The sequence below is a fragment of the Arthrobacter sp. 10T413_2 genome (assembly GCF_056394205.1).
Genome location: NZ_JBFTHK010000005.1, coordinates 25,974 through 44,213, shown reverse-complemented (window position 1 = coordinate 44,213; position 18,240 = coordinate 25,974). Strand labels below are relative to the sequence as shown.

The 18,240-nt window shown below is 67.3% G+C and carries 21 protein-coding genes and 3 tRNA genes; 19 read left to right on the top strand and 5 right to left on the bottom strand.

Annotated features, from left to right (window positions below; all coding sequences use genetic code 11):
• Window positions 1–7 precede the first annotated feature (7 nt).
• From AC1DBQ_RS01930 to AC1DBQ_RS01920, 3 genes are all read right to left on the bottom strand, one after another.
• On the bottom strand, window positions 8–451 hold the full coding sequence (locus tag AC1DBQ_RS01930) for a metallopeptidase family protein (RefSeq protein ID WP_476926883.1): 444 nt from the start codon (window positions 449–451) through the stop codon (window positions 8–10).
• Between the two features lie 9 nt (window positions 452–460).
• Window positions 461–1,492: a DMT family transporter gene (locus AC1DBQ_RS01925; protein WP_476926882.1), complete on the bottom strand. Its 1,032-nt coding sequence runs from the start codon at window positions 1,490–1,492 to the stop codon at window positions 461–463.
• A 119-nt stretch (window positions 1,493–1,611) separates the two neighbouring features.
• Window positions 1,612–2,493, bottom strand: coding sequence for an ArgP/LysG family DNA-binding transcriptional regulator (locus AC1DBQ_RS01920; protein ID WP_476926881.1), 882 nt, complete (start codon window positions 2,491–2,493; stop codon window positions 1,612–1,614).
• Between the two features lie 68 nt (window positions 2,494–2,561).
• Between AC1DBQ_RS01920 and AC1DBQ_RS01915 the strand changes: the two genes are divergently transcribed.
• The 15 genes from AC1DBQ_RS01915 to AC1DBQ_RS01845 all read left to right on the top strand — a co-directional run bounded on the left by AC1DBQ_RS01915 (window position 2,562) and on the right by AC1DBQ_RS01845 (window position 11,901).
• Window positions 2,562–3,164 (top strand): LysE/ArgO family amino acid transporter, encoded by a 603-nt coding sequence (locus tag AC1DBQ_RS01915; protein ID WP_476926880.1) that lies wholly within the window; start codon window positions 2,562–2,564, stop codon window positions 3,162–3,164.
• Between the two features lie 217 nt (window positions 3,165–3,381).
• Window positions 3,382–3,454, top strand: a tRNA-Glu gene (locus AC1DBQ_RS01910).
• 115 nt (window positions 3,455–3,569) lie between these two features.
• Window positions 3,570–3,643: transfer RNA gene (locus AC1DBQ_RS01905), tRNA-Asp, on the top strand.
• A gap of 48 nt (window positions 3,644–3,691) precedes the next feature.
• A tRNA-Phe gene (locus AC1DBQ_RS01900) sits at window positions 3,692–3,767 on the top strand.
• Between the two features lie 273 nt (window positions 3,768–4,040).
• The gene (locus AC1DBQ_RS01895) at window positions 4,041–4,499 is read left to right on the top strand and encodes a hypothetical protein (RefSeq protein WP_476926879.1); all 459 of its coding nucleotides are present in this window, start codon (window positions 4,041–4,043) and stop codon (window positions 4,497–4,499) included.
• A gap of 147 nt (window positions 4,500–4,646) precedes the next feature.
• Window positions 4,647–5,150, top strand: a complete 504-nt coding sequence (locus tag AC1DBQ_RS01890; protein ID WP_476926878.1) for an Asp23/Gls24 family envelope stress response protein — start codon at window positions 4,647–4,649, stop codon at window positions 5,148–5,150.
• Window positions 5,147–5,338, top strand: a complete 192-nt coding sequence (locus AC1DBQ_RS01885) for a hypothetical protein (protein WP_091250382.1) — start codon at window positions 5,147–5,149, stop codon at window positions 5,336–5,338. Before AC1DBQ_RS01890 ends, AC1DBQ_RS01885 begins: the two co-directional genes overlap by 4 nt.
• Window positions 5,335–5,718, top strand: coding sequence for a hypothetical protein (locus AC1DBQ_RS01880; RefSeq protein WP_476926877.1), 384 nt, complete (start codon window positions 5,335–5,337; stop codon window positions 5,716–5,718). The genes AC1DBQ_RS01885 and AC1DBQ_RS01880 overlap by 4 nt, the downstream gene beginning before the upstream one ends.
• Before the next feature lie 68 nt (window positions 5,719–5,786).
• Window positions 5,787–6,374: a hypothetical protein gene (locus AC1DBQ_RS01875; protein WP_476926906.1), complete on the top strand. Its 588-nt coding sequence runs from the start codon at window positions 5,787–5,789 to the stop codon at window positions 6,372–6,374.
• Complete coding sequence (locus AC1DBQ_RS01870; RefSeq protein ID WP_476926876.1) at window positions 6,371–6,982, top strand: Asp23/Gls24 family envelope stress response protein; 612 nt, start codon at window positions 6,371–6,373, stop codon at window positions 6,980–6,982. Before AC1DBQ_RS01875 ends, AC1DBQ_RS01870 begins: the two co-directional genes overlap by 4 nt.
• A gap of 238 nt (window positions 6,983–7,220) precedes the next feature.
• Window positions 7,221–8,507 (top strand): ABC transporter substrate-binding protein, encoded by a 1,287-nt coding sequence (locus tag AC1DBQ_RS01865; protein ID WP_476926875.1) that lies wholly within the window; start codon window positions 7,221–7,223, stop codon window positions 8,505–8,507.
• Window positions 8,508–8,514: 7 nt separating this feature from the next.
• Window positions 8,515–9,552, top strand: a complete 1,038-nt coding sequence (locus tag AC1DBQ_RS01860) for a carbohydrate ABC transporter permease (RefSeq protein ID WP_476926874.1) — start codon at window positions 8,515–8,517, stop codon at window positions 9,550–9,552.
• The gene (locus AC1DBQ_RS01855; protein WP_476926873.1) at window positions 9,549–10,448 is read left to right on the top strand and encodes a carbohydrate ABC transporter permease; all 900 of its coding nucleotides are present in this window, start codon (window positions 9,549–9,551) and stop codon (window positions 10,446–10,448) included. The genes AC1DBQ_RS01860 and AC1DBQ_RS01855 overlap by 4 nt, the downstream gene beginning before the upstream one ends.
• 26 nt (window positions 10,449–10,474) lie before the next feature.
• Window positions 10,475–10,729, top strand: a complete 255-nt coding sequence (locus AC1DBQ_RS01850) for a hypothetical protein (RefSeq protein ID WP_476926872.1) — start codon at window positions 10,475–10,477, stop codon at window positions 10,727–10,729.
• 104 nt (window positions 10,730–10,833) lie between these two features.
• Window positions 10,834–11,901, top strand: coding sequence for a LacI family DNA-binding transcriptional regulator (locus tag AC1DBQ_RS01845; RefSeq protein ID WP_476926871.1), 1,068 nt, complete (start codon window positions 10,834–10,836; stop codon window positions 11,899–11,901).
• Between the two features lie 59 nt (window positions 11,902–11,960).
• Here AC1DBQ_RS01845 and AC1DBQ_RS01840 read toward each other — a convergent pair whose 3' ends face one another.
• Together AC1DBQ_RS01840 and AC1DBQ_RS01835 are read right to left on the bottom strand one after the other, a co-directional pair.
• Entirely contained in the window at window positions 11,961–12,878 is a 918-nt protein-coding gene (locus AC1DBQ_RS01840; protein ID WP_476926870.1) for a DUF8083 family protein, read from the bottom strand.
• A gap of 31 nt (window positions 12,879–12,909) precedes the next feature.
• Window positions 12,910–13,716 carry an exodeoxyribonuclease III gene (locus tag AC1DBQ_RS01835; RefSeq protein WP_476926869.1) on the bottom strand — a complete coding sequence of 269 codons (807 nt, stop codon included), beginning with the start codon at window positions 13,714–13,716 and terminating at the stop codon, window positions 12,910–12,912.
• 132 nt (window positions 13,717–13,848) lie between these two features.
• On the opposite strand from AC1DBQ_RS01835, the gene AC1DBQ_RS01830 reads away from it, so the two are divergent.
• The 4 genes from AC1DBQ_RS01830 to AC1DBQ_RS01815 all read left to right on the top strand — a co-directional run bounded on the left by AC1DBQ_RS01830 (window position 13,849) and on the right by AC1DBQ_RS01815 (window position 18,211).
• Window positions 13,849–15,348, top strand: a complete 1,500-nt coding sequence (locus tag AC1DBQ_RS01830) for a CoA-acylating methylmalonate-semialdehyde dehydrogenase (protein ID WP_476926868.1) — start codon at window positions 13,849–13,851, stop codon at window positions 15,346–15,348.
• Complete coding sequence (locus AC1DBQ_RS01825; protein WP_476926867.1) at window positions 15,348–16,421, top strand: enoyl-CoA hydratase/isomerase family protein; 1,074 nt, start codon at window positions 15,348–15,350, stop codon at window positions 16,419–16,421. The genes AC1DBQ_RS01830 and AC1DBQ_RS01825 overlap by 1 nt, the downstream gene beginning before the upstream one ends.
• A complete protein-coding gene (gene mmsB / locus AC1DBQ_RS01820) occupies window positions 16,414–17,355 on the top strand; it encodes a 3-hydroxyisobutyrate dehydrogenase (protein WP_476926866.1) in 942 nt (313 codons plus the stop codon). The genes AC1DBQ_RS01825 and mmsB overlap by 8 nt, the downstream gene beginning before the upstream one ends.
• A gap of 76 nt (window positions 17,356–17,431) precedes the next feature.
• Entirely contained in the window at window positions 17,432–18,211 is a 780-nt protein-coding gene (locus AC1DBQ_RS01815; RefSeq protein WP_476926865.1) for an enoyl-CoA hydratase, read from the top strand.
• Window positions 18,212–18,240: the final 29 nt, after the last annotated feature.

Genomic DNA, 18,240 nt, shown 5'->3' with positions numbered 1-18,240 from the left:
TCTAAGGCTAGCCCCAGCCGAGCTCGTGCAGGCGTTCGTCGCTGATGCCGAAGTGGTGCGCGATCTCGTGCACCACGGTCACGGTGACTTCCTCGATCACGTCCTCMCGGGATGCGCAGATCTCCAGGATGGGCTGGCGGTAGATCGTGATCCGGTCCGGCAGCGAGCCGGCGTCCCACCAGGAGTCCCGCTCGGTCAGGGGAACCCCCTCGTAGAGCCCCAGCAGTACGGTGTCCGGGTCCTCGCCGGGCTGCAGGGTGTAGTCGTCCTCGATGAAGATCGCGACATTGCTCATGGTCTTCGCCAGTTCGGGCKGGATCCGGTCCAGGGCGTCGCTCACGGCGGCCTCGAAGTCGTTCTCTGACATCGGGAACGGCCCGCCTGCCGGGCCGTCACCGTCGTCCCCGCCGCTTGGAATGATCGGCAGGCCGGGCGGCAGAGACGGTGTCATGGGGAAACTCTAGCGGGACCGGCGCCGGGTCAGCCCCACGCCCACAAGGCAGATCACGCCACCCACCAGGCCCCAGATGGTCGGAATCTCGCCCAGTACCAGCCACGAGATCAGGATCGTKGTGCCCGGGACCAGATAGGTGGTGGCGGCGAGGCGTCCGGCGTCAATCAGGGACAGCGCGTAGGCCCATGTKGTGAAGGCGATCGCGGTGGGGAAGATGCCCAGGTACACCAGTCCCAGCGTGGCCGGCAGGGAAGCGGCCTGCAGTTCAGTGATCAGCTGGCCGCTGAAGGGCAGGCAGCAGATGGCGCCGACCATAATGCCGAACCACGTGGCCTGGGCGGCCGGGAATTTCCGGAGCACCGGTTTCTGCACGATCACGCTTACTGCGGCCAGCGCGGCCGCGAGCAGGCAGAGCAACACGCCGGCCACGTCCGCCGTCGACCGCTGGCCGGAACCGAGCGCGATCACGGCCACGCCGCCGAAGGCGATCAGGCTGCCGATGATCAGCCAGCGCGGGAAGCCCTCTTTCAGGATCACGCCGGCCATCACGGCGACCAGGATGGGGTTGACATTGATCAGCAGGGCGGCCGTGCCGGCGTCGAGCATGTGCTCGGCGGCATTCAGGGCCACGTTGTAGGCTCCGAACCACATGACGCCGTAGGCCAGGATGGGCCACCACTCGCGTCCCCGGGGCAGCCCCCTGAGCTTCGGCACCACCAGCAGGCCCAGAACGACGGCGGCGACGGCCAGCCGCCCGAGCGTCAGGGGGCCGGGGGAGAAGCTCGGGCCCACGGCCCTTATGCCCACGAAAGCGGAAGCCCACAGCACCACGGTGACGACGACGGCGGCGATGCCGCGCCTGCTGATCGGGGCCGGCTGGCCGGGGCGGCGGGGGCCGGTCGGGCCCTTCGGCTGGACGGTGGCGGAGGTGACCGCCCGGACGGGGGCGGGGGTGACCGCCTGGGAGGGCACGTCGTGCGTGCCGGCCGGCTGGGTGTGGTCCGGACTGGGAGGGCCTGTTTCGGCGGTTGTTGCCATGTTGCAAATCTAGCCTCTCGCCCCCGGCCTCAGCTGGCGGAAATCGGTCACGTCTAAACGGTTTTCCGCCAACTTCTGCCAAAGTGCCGCCAGGGTATTGCCTGGGACGCCAGACGGCTTCAGCGGAGGACGCGGGCCGCCGCCTTGACCGAGCCCGMAACCTCCGTCAGCGCCGCAGAGCCGCGCCGCCATTGCTGCCAGTAGAGAGCGACGTCCACATGCGCGCCGGCAGTGAGCGTCTCGAGCGTGCCATTCCGGAGGTCTTCGCCGATTTCGATCTCCGGCATCATCCCCCAGCCCATGCCCCAACGGATGGCATCGCCAAACTCCTGGGCGGCCGGTACGTAGTGCCGCGGTGCCTGGGGCGGTGTGCGGCTGAACCGGCGCAGCCAGCGGTCCTGCAGATCATCTTTGCGGTCGTAAACCAGGACGGGGGCCTTGGCCAGGGCCGCCGCGCTCACGCCGGAACCGAACCAGCGGCGGCTGAAGTCCGGCGCGCATACGGGCAGGTAGCGCATGATGCCTAGCTTGCGGGACGAGCACCCGGGCACGGGCGTCGCCGTAGCCGTGATCGCGGCAGCCGCGGCGCCGGCGCGCAGGAGGTCCAGCGAGTGCTCCTGATCCTCGCGCACGATCTCCAGCTGGATGTTGTCGCTGGCCGCCGCGAGACCGGCCAGCGCCCAGGTGTGCAAGGAATCGCTGTTGATTACCAGTGTCAGGCGCGTCGGCCCCGGGGGTTCCTCCGGCTGCAGCTCCTCGGCAAGGTCGGCCGACAGCAGTTCAAGCTGCCTCGCGAACCGCACAACGGCCTGCCCGGACTCCGTGAGCCCGGCCGGCCGGGCCCGGGTCAGGACCGGCCTGCCGACGGCCGTCTCGAGGGCGCGGATCCGCTGGCTGACGGCCGAGGGCGTCACGGACAAGTGGGCGGCCGCGGCGTCGAAGCTTCCGTGCGTGACGATGGCGGCCAGCGTCCGGGCCTGTTCGGGGGAAATGTCGATCATTAGATCATCTTATGTTCGGGCAGAAACTTTAACTGGTTTCATCCGAGCCGGACACCTACCGTGGAACGGTGATCCTTCCTCTGTTCTCCGGTCTCTCCGCCGGACTGTCCCTCATCGTTGCCATCGGCGCGCAGAACGCCTTTGTCCTCCGCCAAGGCATCCAGCGCTCGCACGTCGCCATGGTTGTGGCAGTCTGCGCAGCGTCGGACCTGGTGCTGATCCTGCTGGGCGTGGCGGGCATCGGCGTCCTCCTGGACCGGGCACCCGCCGCCCTCGTGGTGATCCGCTGGGCCGGCGCAGCGTTTCTTTTCGTCTACGGGGCGCTCGCTGCCCGGCGGGCGGTCCGGGGCGAACAGATGGATCACCCCGGAGACAGGCCGGCCGGCGGCCGGGGAGCCGTACTGGGCACCTGCCTGGCCTTCACATGGCTGAACCCTCACGTCTATCTGGACACCGTGTTGCTGCTCGGGTCCCTCSCCGCGGCCCACGGCGAGTCCGGACGCTGGTGGTTCGCTGCCGGGGCCGGACTCGGGAGCATCGCATGGTTCACCGCACTGGGCGCGGGGGCCCGGTTCTTGGCGCCCGTGTTCCGGCGGCGGGCGGCGTGGCGGGTGCTCGACGCGGGGATCGCCGTCGTGATGATCACCCTCGCGGTGCTCCTACTGAGCTGAGCCGGGCTGCCTGCGTGAGCGGGCGGGCTTTCCCGTCGAGCATTCCCGAACGGGCGGGCGGTGCGGCCCCGGCGATGGCCGTTCCTGGCCGATTTTGGATAAACCGGGGGTCTGCCCTTATAGTTTTATAGTCCAGTTCGGAGGAACCCGAAAGGACAAAAACGAAAGGCTTCGGCCCTTAATTTTTGCCCAGAAATGTTCACCGGATGGCGTCCTGGCCCCCATCGTCTAGCGGCCTAGGACACCGCCCTTTCACGGCGGCGGCACGGKTTCGAATCCCGTTGGGGGTACGCAAGGAAGTGGTCAAACCGGATGAAAAAGTCTGGTAGGCTAAAGGCCTTGAAAAATTGCGGTAGCGATACCGCGGTGAGCAAGAAACACGCAGTACAAGCAGTAAACAAGCAAGGCCCTGTAGCGCAGTTGGTTAGCGCGCCGCCCTGTCACGGCGGAGGTCGCGGGTTCAAGTCCCGTCAGGGTCGCTCTGATTGCCAGAAGAAATTCCGGCCGTCAAGGTGACATGTCACCTAGGCTCTGTAGCTCAGTTGGTAGAGCGTTCGACTGAAAATCGAAAGGTCACCGGATCGACGCCGGTCGGAGCCACCACTGGGAAGCATCAGTTCTTTTAGAACTGGTGCTTTTCTTCTTTAACCCCCACCTAACCCCCATCGATTGCTCCGTAACGGCCCTTCTGGCGGGTCAAAAGGGCCGTTACGGAGCAATCGATGCATGGGTCGGCGGGAGGTCGACGGCGGGAGCCCGTTTGGGGGCCGTCCAGCCGGGCGGGCTAGACTCGCACGCTGGGGAAAGAACACCAAGGCCGCCGGCAGCCCTGTCCGGGCGGGCGGCGCAATCTCAACCGAAAAGTGATTCTGCAACGTGACTTCGAAGAATATTGCCCGTCCTCTCGCCGCAACCGCCCTCCTCGCCGCTCTGGCCCTCACCGGCTGCTCGGCACCGCAAGCCGCAAGTGCTCCGTCGTCCGCCGCAGACACGGCCACGGCGCCCGCGTCTGCCACGCCAAGCCCCACCGCGACGTCCGGACCTTTCGGCGGCTTCGCCAGCGCCGCCGAGGCATGCAGCAAGATTTCGCAGCAGGCCACCGGCGCCACTCTCCTTCCGCTGTCGGCAGCCCAGGGCAAGACCGCGGAGCTGCAACAGTTCGAAGCGGATCTGGCCGATACGGCCGACCTCGTCCCCGACAGCCTCAAGGCCGATTTCGCCAACCTCAAGGAAGTCGCAATCGCGGGCGTCACTGACCAGACGGTGTTCTCCAGCGGAAAGCTCCAGGCCGCCATGGCGCCGGTAACAACCTGGATCGCCACCAACTGTAAGTAGGTCCAGCGGATCCACGCGTGCTGCCGCGGGCGCCACGGACCCCTCTTCCGGCACTCGTGGGGGCCGTGGTAACCGGGCGCGGCAAGATTCCCCCGCGCGGCCCAAGGCAGGGACTAGGGTTGTGTCAAAGAGAAGGGGGAGTGCTCCATGGAATACCAAGATTCTCAGCCCGTGGCGGGTCCTGTGCCCAGCCCGGTGCCCAGTCAAGTAGCCAGTCCCGTAGCCGGCCCTGTGGACGGGCTGCCCGCGCTGTCGGGCACCGGACGCACGGTCATTTCCGAAGCCGCCGTCGCCAAGGTCGCGGGCATCGCCGCCMGGGCGGTACCCGGTGTGTACTCACTGGGATCCGGACCGTCGCGGGCCCTCGGTGCCATTCGCGACGCCGTCGGCAGMGCCGATCACGGGGCGGGGGTCCGCGTCGAAGTCGGGGAAACGCAGGTCGCCGTGGACATCGACCTCGTCGCGGTCTACGGCACCCCCTTGCAGACCCTCGCCGACCAGATCCGTGCCGCCGTCTACTCCGCCGTGGAGGAACTGGTGGGGCTTGAGGTGATCGAGGTAAACATCGAGATCAATGACGTTTATGTGCCCGGCCCGGCCAAACCGGCTGTGGCCGGCGAGGTCCGGCCGGTAAGGGAGGCAATCCAGTGAATCTGACGGTTGTGGGAATCGCCATGGGCGCMTTCGTGGCCTTCATGTCCTTCCAGTTCGGGGCCTGGGGCTTCCTTGGCGCCCTGTTCTTCATGGCTATCGGCGCCCTCCTGGGCCGGGCCGCAGAGGGGAAACTGGACCTGCGCAGCGTGTTTGATGCCCTCACAGGCCGGCGTTCCTCCTCATGAGCATCACTGCTGGGGCGCCGATCCGCGGCGCMGCGGTGGCCGGGCACAACCGCATCAGCACCCAGGCCCTGACGAGCGTCGCGCGGGCGGCCGCGGGTGAAGCGCTCGGCGTGCCKGCCCAGGACGTGCGGGCCGAGTGGTCGGATGATGACGGGCTGCTGGCGCTCTCGCTGGTCACCTCGATCGGGATCCCGCCCCTCAGTACGGTTCTCCGGGACCCCGCGCGCGTGGCCGGGTTCGGCGGCGCCATCTGGGACCGTGCCGTCGCCGCCAAGGCCGAAATCCTGCACCGGGTCACCGCATTGACCGGGGCGCAGCTGAGTCGGGTGGATATCCGCATCAGCGGGGCCACCGTACACGGGGGAGGGCGGGTGCGTTGAGCCAGGATACCCGGGATGCCACGGTCGGCTCCGGCCCGTACGACGCCGGCGCGGTGACGGAGAGCGGAATGCCAGGCTCCGGTGCGGCCGGCATGGCACGGATCCTCAAACGGGAGACCCACTCATCGCGTGCCGTTGTCTCCGTGATGGCGGCCGCCCTGGTCATTGTGGTGTGCGGTTACGCGCTGCTTGAAACGGCGGTCCGTGCCTTCGGGCAACCGCCGTGGCTCATAGATCCGCAGACCGCGGCCGAGCGTGCCGTCGCCCTCCCGGCCGGGATTCCGCCGCTCCTGCTCGGCGTCTCCGGCGCCGTGGTGGCCATGGCGGGGCTGTTCTTCTTCCTCAATGCCGTGCTGCCGGGGCGCCGCGCCCGGCACCTGCTCCCGGACCGCCGGGCCGGCGTCGTCGTCGACGATGAAGTGATCGCGGCGGCCCTGGCACGCCGGGCGCGGCTGGCCGCCAACGTGACACAGGGTCAGGTGATGGTGATCGTCTCGCGGAACCGGGTGGAGGTTAACGTCCGGCCCACCTCAGGTGTGCCGCTGCGCCCCGATGCCGTCCTTGACGCCGTGCGGCGGGAACTGCAGGACATGGGCCCGTCGCCCATGCCGGAAGTCCGGATCCGTGTAGCCACGTCAGGGGTGGTGGGGGCATGAACAACACTCCGAGAGTCCTGAACCGCGTTCTGATCGGCATCCTCGGCATCAAGCTGCTCGCCATCGGCGTCCTGCTGATGCTCCTCGCGAGCGTCCCCGCCGTCGGCGTCTGGTGGCATGAGTGGGCGGGCGGCGTTTTGAACTTCTGGCTCGACTTGTTCGAACGGACTCAGTTCCCCCGCCGCCAGKGGAGCTGGCTGTGGTTTGCCATCTGCGGTGCGCTCGTCGTGGTGCTGGGCGTAATGGTCGCCTGGGTGGCCCAGCAGGGCAAGGGCCGGACCAGCCTGATCGCGGCCGAGGAGCGCCCGGGCGGCGTCCCGGGCAATGTCGGGATCAGCGGCGGCGTGGCGGAGCAGGCGCTACGCGCGGCCCTCGCGGACCGGCCCGACCTGGCGGGAGTCACCGTTGCCGCCTACGAGATCCGGGGGGAACCTGCCTTGAAGATCCGGGTGGAGCCGCGTCAGGGCGTCGCGCCGCACGCGCTCGCCGCCGAAGTCTCGGCACTCGTGGAGGCGCTCGACGCCGTGATCGGCAAGCGCACACCGGTCCTGATTCATATCGGTTCCGGGACGCGGTCGCGGTTCGGTCGGGCCGAGCGCGTCCGATAAAGCCGCGGTGAGGTGGGCGCAACATACCTGGTAGGCGCTTGAACGGGGCGTGCGGGGCGGCCGAACCGGCGGGTTGGCCGCCCCGAGGGCCGGGGGCMTCCGGGGGAACTACTAAGTCTCCTTTGTATTAAGGTTTCATGTAAACGCTTGCATTCCTCGCTGACTGTTGATTACTGTGATGGTCGACACACCAACTGCACGGCCGTTTTTACCGGTACTCAGCGAGGAGCACTCCAGTATGAAAACCCGCAATTTCCTACTTCCCGTCGCCACGGCAGGCGTTTTGGCACTAACCCTTTCGGCCTGTGGCGGCGGAGGTGGCGGCAGTTCCAGTGGYGGCAGCGACGCTGCCTCGCAGGGCCTGGACGGGCGCGGTCCCATCACGTATGTCCAGGGCAAGGACAACAGCAACGTGGTMCGGCCGCTGATCGAAAAGTGGAACGCCGCCCACCCGAATGAGAAGGTCACCTTCAAGGAGCAGACCGACCAGGCGGACCAGCAGCACGACGACCTCGTCCAGCACTTCCAGGCCAAGGACGCTGGCTATGACGTTGCCAGCGTCGACGTCGTCTGGACCGCCGAATTTGCGGCCAAGGGCTGGCTGCAGCCGCTCAAGGACAAGATGGCGCTGGATACCTCGGCCATGCTGAAGCCGACCGTCACTGCCGCATCCTACAAGGGCACGCTGTACGCGGCACCGGAATCATCCGACGGCGGCATCCTGTACTACCGCAAGGATCTGGTCCCCACGCCCCCGAAGACCTGGGACGAGATGATGAGCATGTGCTCCATCGCCAAGGCCAACAACATGGGCTGCTACTCGGGCCAGTTCAAGAAGTACGAGGGGCTGACCGTCAACGCTTCCGAGGCGATCAACTCCGCCGGCGGAGCCGTGCTGGACGCCGATGGCAAGCCCAGCCTGCTCACCCCTGAGGCAAAGGCCGGTCTGGCCAACCKGACCAAGGCCTACGCCGACGGCAGCATCCCGAAGGAAGCCATCACMTTCCAGGAGGAGGAGAGCCGCCAGGCGTTCCAGGACGGCAAGCTGCTGTTCCTGCGCAACTGGCCCTACGTCTACAACCTGGCCACCACGGAAGGTTCCTCCAAGGTCAAGKACGTCCTGGGCATGACCGCAMTCCCGGGCAAGGACGGTCCGGGCGCCTCGTCCCTGGGCGGCCACAGCGCCGCGATCAGCGTTTACTCGAAGAACAAGGCCACAGCACTGGACTTCCTGAAGTTCCTCACCACGGAAGAGACCCAGAAGTTCTTCGCCACGCAGGGTTCGCTCGCCCCGGTTCTCGGTGCGCTCTATGACGACAAGGATCTTGTCGCCAAGCTGCCGTACCTGCCGGTCCTGAAGACCTCGATCGAGAACGCCGTGCCCCGTCCGGTCACCCCGTTCTACCCGGCCGTCACCAAGGCCATCCAGGAAAACGCGTACTCGGCCATCAAGGGCGAGAAGACCGTARACGCTGCCCTGTCCGACATGCAGAAGTCCATCGAGTCCGCTAGCGCGGGACAGTAGGTTCATCATGGCAACTGAAGTAGGCCCGACGTCGGTCAAGGCACCGGCGTCGGGCGGTGCTCCGATCCACCATGCACCCAAGGGTGTAGGAGAGGACAACCGCATCGCGACGCAGGGGCGCTGGGCAGCCTGGCTCCTGGCGCCGACTATCATCRCCTTGTCGGTCGTGATCGTGTACCCGATCATCACCGCCATCGTGATGTCATTCCAGAAAGATGCCGGCCTGGACCCCGCTACGGGTCTGTTCGTCGAAGGCGGCCCGGCCGGCTTCTCGAACTACTACAACTGGATTTTCCAGCAGTGCCCGGCTCCGGACGGCGGAACCGTCGACTGCCCGCCGGGAACCCTTGGTGCGCAGTTCTGGTCAGCCACCGCCACCACGTTCTTCTTCACCATCGTCACGGTGGGGCTGGAGACCGTGCTCGGCTTCTGGATGGCCGTCATCATGGCACGGGCCTTCCGCGGCCGTAGCCTGGTCCGCGCGGCTGTCCTGGTGCCGTGGGCCATCCCCACCGCCGTTACGGCCAAGCTGTGGCTGTTCATCTTCGCCTTCGAAGGCATCGGCAACAAACTTTTCAACACGTCCATCCTGTGGACCGGCAGCGAATGGCCGGCGAGGTGGGCCGTGATCATCGCCGACGTCTGGAAAACCACTCCCTTCATGGCGCTGCTGATTCTGGCCGGCCTGCAGATGATTCCCGCGGAAGTGTACGAGGCAGCCAAGGTCGACGGCGCCACCGCCTGGCAGCGTTTCCGGATGATCACTCTGCCGCTGGTGAAGCCGGCGCTCATGGTGGCTATCCTGTTCCGCACCCTGGATGCACTGCGGATGTTCGACCTTCCGTACATCMTGACGGGCGGGGCCAACAACACCACCACGCTGTCCATCCTGGTGATCAACCAGATCAGGCAGGGCTTCAACGTGGCGGCGGCTTTGTCCACCATCACGTTCATCATCATCTTTCTGGTGGCTTTCATCTTTGTGCGCTTCCTCGGAGCGAACGTGGTGGAGCAGCAGACCGGCGCAGGTAAGGGGAAGAAATGACCGCCGCGACGAGCGCCGCAACCGAGCTGCGCGCAGAGCAGGACCGGGGCCGGAAGACCGCGCAAAATCGCGAGAAGTGGTCCCAGGGACGCACCTACATCAGTGCGGTCGTGATCCTCATCTGGTGCCTGGCCCCGGCCTACTGGATGGTGGTGACGGCGTTCCGCGACGTCGGCTACACMTACGACACCTCGATCCTGCCCACCCACGTGACGCTGGACAACTTCAAGACGGCGTTCGACACCTCGTTCGGCAACCACTTCGGCCAGGCCCTGCTCAACAGCTTGTTCATCGGCACCGTTGTCACCGTGGTGTCGCTGCTGATCGGCGTGTTTGCCGCGTACGCGCTGGCACGGCTGAACTTCAAGTTCAAGTACCTAGTGCTGGGCTTCATCCTGGGGGCCTCCATGTTCCCCGGTGTTGCCCTCATCACGCCGCTGTTCCAGCTCTTCACGAACATCGGGTGGATGGGCACCTACCAGGCCCTGATCATTCCGAACATCTCGTTCGTACTGCCGCTGACMGTCTACACCATGACGTCCTTCTTCCGGGAGATGCCGTGGGAACTGGAGGAATCGGCACGGGTGGACGGCTGCACGCAGGGGCAGGCATTCCGGAAGGTCATCATGCCGCTGGCCGCACCGGCGATCTTCACGACCGCTATCCTGGCGTTCATCTCCTCGTGGAATGAATTCCTGATCGCCAGCCAGCTCTMGAGCGACGCGACGCAGCCGGTCAYGGTGGYCATCGCCAGCTTCGCCGGCGCGCAGCCAAACCAGATCCCGTACACCGCGATCATGGCGGCGGGCACCATAGTGACCATCCCCTTGGTCATCCTGGTGCTGGTGTTCCAGCGCAAGATCGTGGCCGGTCTGACCGCCGGCGCCGTCAAGTGAGGATGGCCTCGAGTGAGGGCGGAGCCGTGACAGACGAACAGAACCAGGGCCACGTGCCGGCATCGCGTCGAAAGGTGCGTTCCGGCGAGGACTTCGACATCATCATCGGGTTCCTCGGCTTCTKGGCCCTGGTTCTGCTGGTGGTCACCGTCTGGATGGAGGTGACCGCCCAGGACGCCCTCGGCTGGGCCCTGGGCCTGCTCGCCGCACTGCTGGCCCTCTACGGGATGATCCGGCTGCGCCGGCGCCTGCCGCGCCGGACAGCCGGCAGGCGCGGCTAGGCCGGGAGGCCGGCACTATTATTCAACTGCCGCGGGGGAGGCGGGGCACAGCACGTCTGCGGCCAGCCGTCAGGGATCCACGGAACGTCAGCAAGGGGACACAAGTGGCACGGATAGAACGGGCGCAGCGCGGCGGCCACACCGGCGTCAGCATCGAGGACGTCGCTGCCGCCGCCGGCGTCTCCACGGCAACGGTCTCCCGGGCCGTCCGCGGACTGCCCCGCGTTTCCCCGGCGACGCGGGAGAAGATCCTCGGCATCGCCGACTCACTGGGTTACGTCGCCTCGTCCTCGGCATCCGGCCTGGCGACAGGCCGGACCAAGACCATCGGTGTGCTGGCCCCGTTCGTCAGCCGCTGGTTCTTCTCGAAGGCCATCGAGGGCGCAGACCGCGAGCTGCACGCCCGCCAGTACAACCTCTCGCTCTTCAACCTCGGCGGCCACGGCAGCCACCGTGAGCGGCTCTTCAGCAAGACCATGGTCTACAAACAGATCGACGCCCTGCTGGTCCTCTGTATGGCGCTCACCCATGAGGAAATCGAGCACCTGCAGAAGATCGAGATCCCGCTCGTGGTCGTGGGCGGGCACGTCGAGGAATGCCCCTACATCGGCATCGACGACTACGCCGCGGCGGCCACCGCGGTCCGGCACCTGATCGGGCTCGGCCACACMGATATCGCGCTCCTGCACGGCGACGACGAAACCGACCTCAACTTCGACGTCCCCCGGGTCCGGATCCAAGCCTTCCAGGACGTCATGCGCGAAGCAGGGCTGCCTGTCCGGCCGGAATGGGACGAGTGGGGGGACTTTACCGTTCGCAGCGGCCAGGAGGCGTTCCGGCGCCTGTGGGCCCGGAACGGACCCAAGCCGACCGCAATCTTCTGCGCCTCGGACGAGATGGCCATGGGCGTCATCTTCGAGGCCAACAAGGCCGGGGTGAAGGTGCMGGAGGAATTGTCCGTCATCGGCATCGACGACCACGACTTCGCCGAGGCCATGGGGCTCACGACGGTGGGGCAGCAACCGGACGAACAGGCCGAACTCGCCACCAAGATGCTGCTGGACGAACTCGACGGAATCGCCGGGGCCGTGCAGTCCACGGTCGCGCCGCACCGCCTGATCGTGCGGAGGACGACGGCGCCGCCGCACCGCCGGCCAAAGCCGTCCGCCTAGCGCCGGCCGCCTAGGGCCGTCCGCCTGGCGCCGGCCGGCACGGCGGCAGTCCCACGGATCTAGGACGCCCGGGCCAGTTGCCGGATCGGCACCCAGCGCGAGGCCAGCCGTCGGTAGGCCGCGGCGGCCCCGGTCATGTCGCCTTCCGCCAGGCACTCGATGCCCAGGCGCACGTCCAACGGCGAATCGTCCGGGTAGACCTTGTCGGCCACAGCGCCGTAATCGAGTTCCACGACGGAATCCGGGTGGAAGAGCTCAAGCCACTCCGTGAGCTGGGTCAGGTCCTCGAGCATGTCGAGATCGGGCGCGGCCATGGCCAGGTGCGCCACCGCATAACTCACACGCTCCAGCGCCTTGCCGATGCCGGCGCGGATGCGGACCGTGACAATGTGACCCTCGGACTCCACGACGTCGGTGGGGTCCGATTCCTGGAAAAGGCAGAACCAGCTGAACGGGATACCCCACGTGGACGCCCGGGTGTGGACCCGGCTCACACCATCGTGGGCCCGCACCTCATCAATGCGCTCCTGATGCTTGTCCCGCTGCTCCTCCGGGATCAGAAGCTGGGCCAAGGGCCCGTGGATGCCTTCCATCAGCGCATTGGCCGCCAGCCCCGCGCGCAGGACCAGCTGGCTGGGGCAATACAACAGCCGGTCGGCCTGGCCCGCCGCGGCGGTGCCGCTGCCGGACTCCGCGGCGTCGTGCGCTGCACCGGCCGAGGCCTGCTTGGCCGGGGCCGGGACAACGCGCACGAGGTCGGTCCGGCCGGTGGGAAACGGATMCCCGTCGGGACGGGTGATCCGGCCCAGGGACGCCATCAGCTCGGCGTTCTYCACGGCGGCGCGCGATCCCTGCCCGGCGCCGGCCGCCCGCAGGGTTTCCTGCTGCTGCGCGGGGAATGCCTCGAGGGGCTCGTAGATCCGGAGCGCGGAAGAGAACGGCAGTCCGGCCTGTCCGCGGTAGATGTTCCCCGTCATCGGATCACGACGCTTCCCTCGGCGGCAGCCATCAGTCCGCCAGTTCCGCAATCACCGGGGCGTGGTCTGAGGCGCCCTTGCCCTTGCGTTCCTCGCGGTCGATCATCGCACCGGTCACCCGGGCCGCCAGCGCCGGGGAGGCCAGGATGAAATCGATCCGCATCCCTTCCTTTTTCGGGAAGCGGAGCTGCGTGTAATCCCAGTAGGTGTAGACGCCGGGCCCCGGGGTGTGCGGGCGGACCACATCCTGGAATCCCGCCTCCTMAAAGGCGTGGAAGGCGGCGCGTTCGGGCTCGCTGACGTGGGTGAGGCCCTSGGAGCGGAAGTAGTCGATGTCCCAGACGTCCTCATCCAGGGGCGCAATATTGAAATCACCCATCAGCGCGATCTGCGCCTGGGGGTCGTCCTTGACCCAGGCTCCGGMATGGGTTTTCAGTGTGTCCAGCCAGTTGAGCTTGTAGGGCATGTGTTCGTCGTCGAGGGCGCGGCCGTTGGGGACGTAKAGGCTCCAGACCCGGACGCCGCCGCAGGTGGCGCCGATGGCCCGGGCCTCCTGCACGGCGTCCTTGCCGTTCTTGCCGAACACCGGCTGGTCCAGGAAGGTGCGTTCGACGTCGTCGAGCCCCACCCGGGAAGCGATGGCGACGCCGTTCCACTGGCTCAGGCCAAAGTGCGCCACCTCGTAGCCCAAGTTCTCGAAAAGCTCCCACGGGAAGTTCTCGTCCTTGCACTTCGTTTCCTGAATGGCCAGGACGTCACAGTCCGTGCGCTGAAGCCAGGCCTCCACGCGGTCGGCGCGGGCACGGAGCGAGTTCACATTCCAGGTAGCAATCTTCACAGTCCCTAACTTACCGAACTTGGCCCGCGGACGAAGCGGCCGCCTGCCACCGGTCCTCTGGAAATTAGTAGGAAGTCCGAGTATATTCGGCTGGAGAGATGATCTAGGTCACATGCAAAGGAGCATTCGGTCATGGTTCGAGAGCTATCCMATTACATTGACGGGCAGCGGGTGGACGGCACCTCCGGCCGGTTCAGCGATGTGTACGATCCCTGCACCGGTGAGGTCCAGGCCCGGTTGCCGCTGGCCAGCGCAGAGGAGGTGGGCAACGTCATTGCCAGCGCGGAGAAGGGCCAGCTGGCATGGGCCGCCATGAACCCGCAGCGGCGAGGCCGGATCCTGCTCAAGTTCGTGGACCTGGTCAACCAGAACATGGACGAACTCGCCACCCTGCTGTCCTCCGAACACGGCAAGACCTTCCTCGACGCCAAGGGTGACATCCAGCGCGGCATCGAAGTCGTCGAATTCGCCGCCGGCGCCCCGCACCTGCTMAAAGGCGAGTTCTCGGACAGCGCCGGGACCGGCGTCGACGTGCACTCGATGCGGCAGCCCCTCGGCGTCGTCGCCGGCATCACGCCGTTCAACTTCCCGGCCATGATCCCGCTCTGGAAGTCAGGACCGGCACTCGCCGCCGGCAACGCCTTCATCCTCAAGCCCTCCGAACGGGACCCCTCCGTGCCGCTCCGGCTGGCCGAGCTCTTCACCGAGGCGGGCCTGCCCGACGGCGTCTTCAACGTGGTCAACGGGGACAAGGAAGCGGTGGATGCGCTGCTCGCGGATCCCCGGGTCCAKGCCATCGGGTTCGTCGGCTCCACGCCCATTGCCCAGTACATCTACGCGACCGCCGCGGCGAACGGCAAGCGCGCCCAGTGCTTCGGCGGGGCCAAGAACCACATGGTGATCATGCCGGACGCGGACCTGGACATGGCCGCGGACGCCCTCATCGGGGCAGGCTTCGGTTCCGCGGGCGAGCGCTGCATGGCGATTTCGGTAGCCGTCCCGGTGGGCCGGAAAACCGCCGATGCCCTCGTGGCGAAGCTGCAGGAGCGCATCGCCGTGCTCAAAGTGGGCCACAGCCTGGCCAAGGATTCCGACTTCGGCCCCGTCGTGGCGGCCTCCGCCAAGGAGCGGATCGAAGGCTACATCGCCTCCGGCGTCGAGGAAGGTGCCAGCCTCGTCACCGACGGCCGCGGCCTGAAGGTAGAGGGCTACGACAACGGCTTCTGGGTGGGTCCCACACTGTTCGACAACGTCACGAAGGACATGAAGATCTACAAGGAAGAGATCTTCGGCCCGGTGCTCAGCGTGCTTCGCGCGGAGGACTACGACGAGGCGCTGCGCCTGTGCAGCGAGCACGAGTTCGGCAATGGCGTGGCCATCTTCACCCGCGACGGCGATGCCGCCCGTGATTTCGCCAGCCGGGTCCAGGTGGGCATGGTGGGCATCAACGTCCCCATCCCTGTGCCGATCKCCTACTACACCTTCGGCGGCTGGAAAGCTTCCGGTTTCGGCGACCTCAACCAGCACGGCGCCGACGCCTTCCGCTTCTACACGAAGACCAAGACGGTCACCACCCGTTGGCCCTCCGGCATTCGCACGGGCGCCAGCTTCGTCATGCCGGAAGGCAGCTGATGGTGGACCAGGGGGCCGACGAGACTGCCGACGTCCTGTTCGAGCGCCGCGGCCGCCTCGGCGTCGTGACGCTGAACCGGCCCAAGGCCGTCAACGCGCTCACCGCCGGAATGGCTGCCGCGATGCTGGACCAGCTCACGGTCTGGGCCGACGACGACGCCGTCGCGGCGGTGCTGGTCCGGGGCGCCGGCGACCGGGGCCTGTGCGCGGGCGGCGATATMGTGGCCATCTACCGGGACCTACTCGACGGCGGCGACGCCACCGCGGACTTCTGGGCCGTCGAATACCGACTGAACCTGCTCATCGCCGAGTATCCCAAGCCCTACGTCGCCTTCATGGACGGGCTGGTCCTCGGCGGCGGGGTGGGCATCTCCGCGCACGGTTCGGTGCGGATCGTCACCGAACGCACCCGCTCGGGCATGCCGGAAACGACCATCGGGTTCGTGCCCGACGTCGGCGGCACCCTGCTGCTGTCCCGCGCACCGGGGGAGACCGGCACGCACGCGGCCTTGACCGGCGCCCACCTGAGCGGGGCGGACGCGCTGTTCCTGGGCCTTGCAGACCACTTCGTGGCTTCGGCCCGGCTGCCGGAGCTGGCGGCGGCGCTCGAAACCGAGCCGGCGGACGCCGTCGTCGCACGGTTCGCCGAACCGGCGCCGCAGTCAGTTCTTGCCGGACAGCGCGAGTGGATCGACGCCTGCTACTCCAGTGACGACGCCGGGGAGATCGTTCGCCGGCTGCGCACTATTGGGGGAGAAGCAGCCGCCGAGGCCGCGGACACGATCACCGCCAAATCACCGACGGCCGTGAAAGTGGCGCTGGCATCCCTGCGCCGGGTCCGCGGACTGAGCCTGGCGGAGGCCTTGGAACAGGAGTACCGGGTGGGCCTCCGGTTCCTTGCCGGCCCCGACTTCCGCGAGGGCATCCGGGCGCAGGTGGTGGACAAGGACCGCACGCCACACTGGCAGCCCGCCACCCTCGCAKACGTGACGAACGAGGACGTCGAGGCCCATTTTGCGCCGCTGGGCGACCGTGAACTGAAGCTCTCTTCAAAGGAGAAGAACAATGCCTGAGACCACACCACGGGAAGGCCGCATCGCTTTCCTCGGGCTCGGCCACATGGGCGGCCCGATGGCCGTTAACCTGGTCAAGGCCGGTTACAGCGTGACCGGTTTCGACGTCGTCCCGGCGGCCCTGGACGCCGCCCGGGAACATGGCATTCCGACCGCCGGGACGGCCGTCGAGGCCGCGGCAGGGGCCGCCGTCGTGCTGACCATGCTGCCCAGCGGGCAGCACCTGCTCGACGCCTACCGGGGCACCGGCGGCCAGCCCGGCCTGCTGGAGGCCGCGGCGCCGGGCACCATGTTCCTTGACTGCTCCACCATCAACGTCGACGAGGCCCGTGAGGCCGCGGAGCTCGCCGTCGCGGCGGGCMACCGCGCCGTCGACGCCCCTGTGTCCGGAGGTGTGGTGGGCGCCGAAGCCGGCACGCTCACGTTCATGGTCGGTGCCCTCCCTGAAGACTTCGAGGCCGTCAAGCCGCTGCTGGACGTCATGGGCAAGCGTGTGGTCCACTGCGGCGGGCACGGTGCCGGCCAGGCGGCCAAGATCTGCAACAACATGATCCTGGGCGTTTCGATGATCGTCGTCAGCGAGGCCTTTGTGCTGGGCGAGAAGCTCGGGCTGACCCACCAGGCGCTGTTCGACGTCGCCTCCGCAGCCTCGGGACAGTGCTGGGCGCTGACCACCAATTGCCCCGTGCCGGGGCCGGTTCCGACGAGCCCCGCCAACCGGGACTACCAGCCCGGATTTGCGGGGGCACTAATGGCCAAGGACCTCAAACTGGCGCTCAACGCGCTCCAGAGCACCGGCGTCGCGGCCCGCCTGGGCCCGCTMGCCTCCGAAATTTACGATACCTTTGCCGCGGAGGGCGGTGCCGGGCGGGACTTCTCCGGCATCATCACCGACATCCGCGACAAGTCAGAATCCGACACGTCCGGGCACTAGTCCCGGACGGAAGCAGCATCTGAAACCAGACAGGCTCGGGGCCACGCAGGCTCAGAACCAGCTAAGGGGAACACGCATGACGGAACAGTACGCGAACATCCTGGTGGAGCGCCGCGGCCGCGTGGGCCTCGTGACGCTCAACCGGCCGGAGGCCCTGAACGCCCTCAACAAGGCCACGATGGACGAGCTCGTGAAGGCCGTCACCGCGATGGACACGGACCCGGGCGTGGGAGCGGTAGTGGTGACCGGCTCCGCCAAGGCCTTCGCCGCCGGCGCGGACATCAAGGAAATGCAGTCCAAGGGCTACATGGACATGTACGCGGCGGACTGGTTCCGCGGCTGGGAGGACTTCACCAGGCTCCGCATCCCCGTGGTCGCTGCCGTGTCCGGGTTCGCCCTCGGCGGTGGCTGTGAACTGGCCATGATGTGCGATTTCATCATCGCCGGGGACAACGCCAAGTTCGGCCAGCCGGAAATCAACCTCGGGGTGCTCCCGGGCATGGGCGGCTCGCAGCGCCTCACCCGCGCGGTGGGCAAATCCAAAGCGATGGACATGATCCTGACCGGACGGTTCATGGGCGCCGAGGAAGCCGAACGTGCCGGACTGGTGTCCCGGGTGGTCCCGGCCGCCGACGTCGTCGAGGAGGCACTGAAGGCCGCCACGGTKATCGCCTCCAAGTCGAAGCCCGTGGCGATGGTGGCCAAGGAAGCCGTGAACGCTGCCTTCGAGACCGGCCTGGCCCAGGGCGTGCTGTTCGAGCGGCGCGTGTTCCACTCACTGTTCGCCACCGAGGACCAGAAAGAGGGCATGGCGGCCTTMACCGAGAAGCGGCAGCCGGAGTTCAACCACCGCTAGGGGCCGGAGGCCGGGCGGCCGGCGCGCCA

Bases quoted from the DNA above. Each gene is read 5' to 3' on its own strand.
- AC1DBQ_RS01875 (WP_476926906.1), top strand. From the start codon at position 5,787: ATGCCAGGCTCCGGTGCGGCCGGCATGGCACGGATCCTCAAACGGGAG.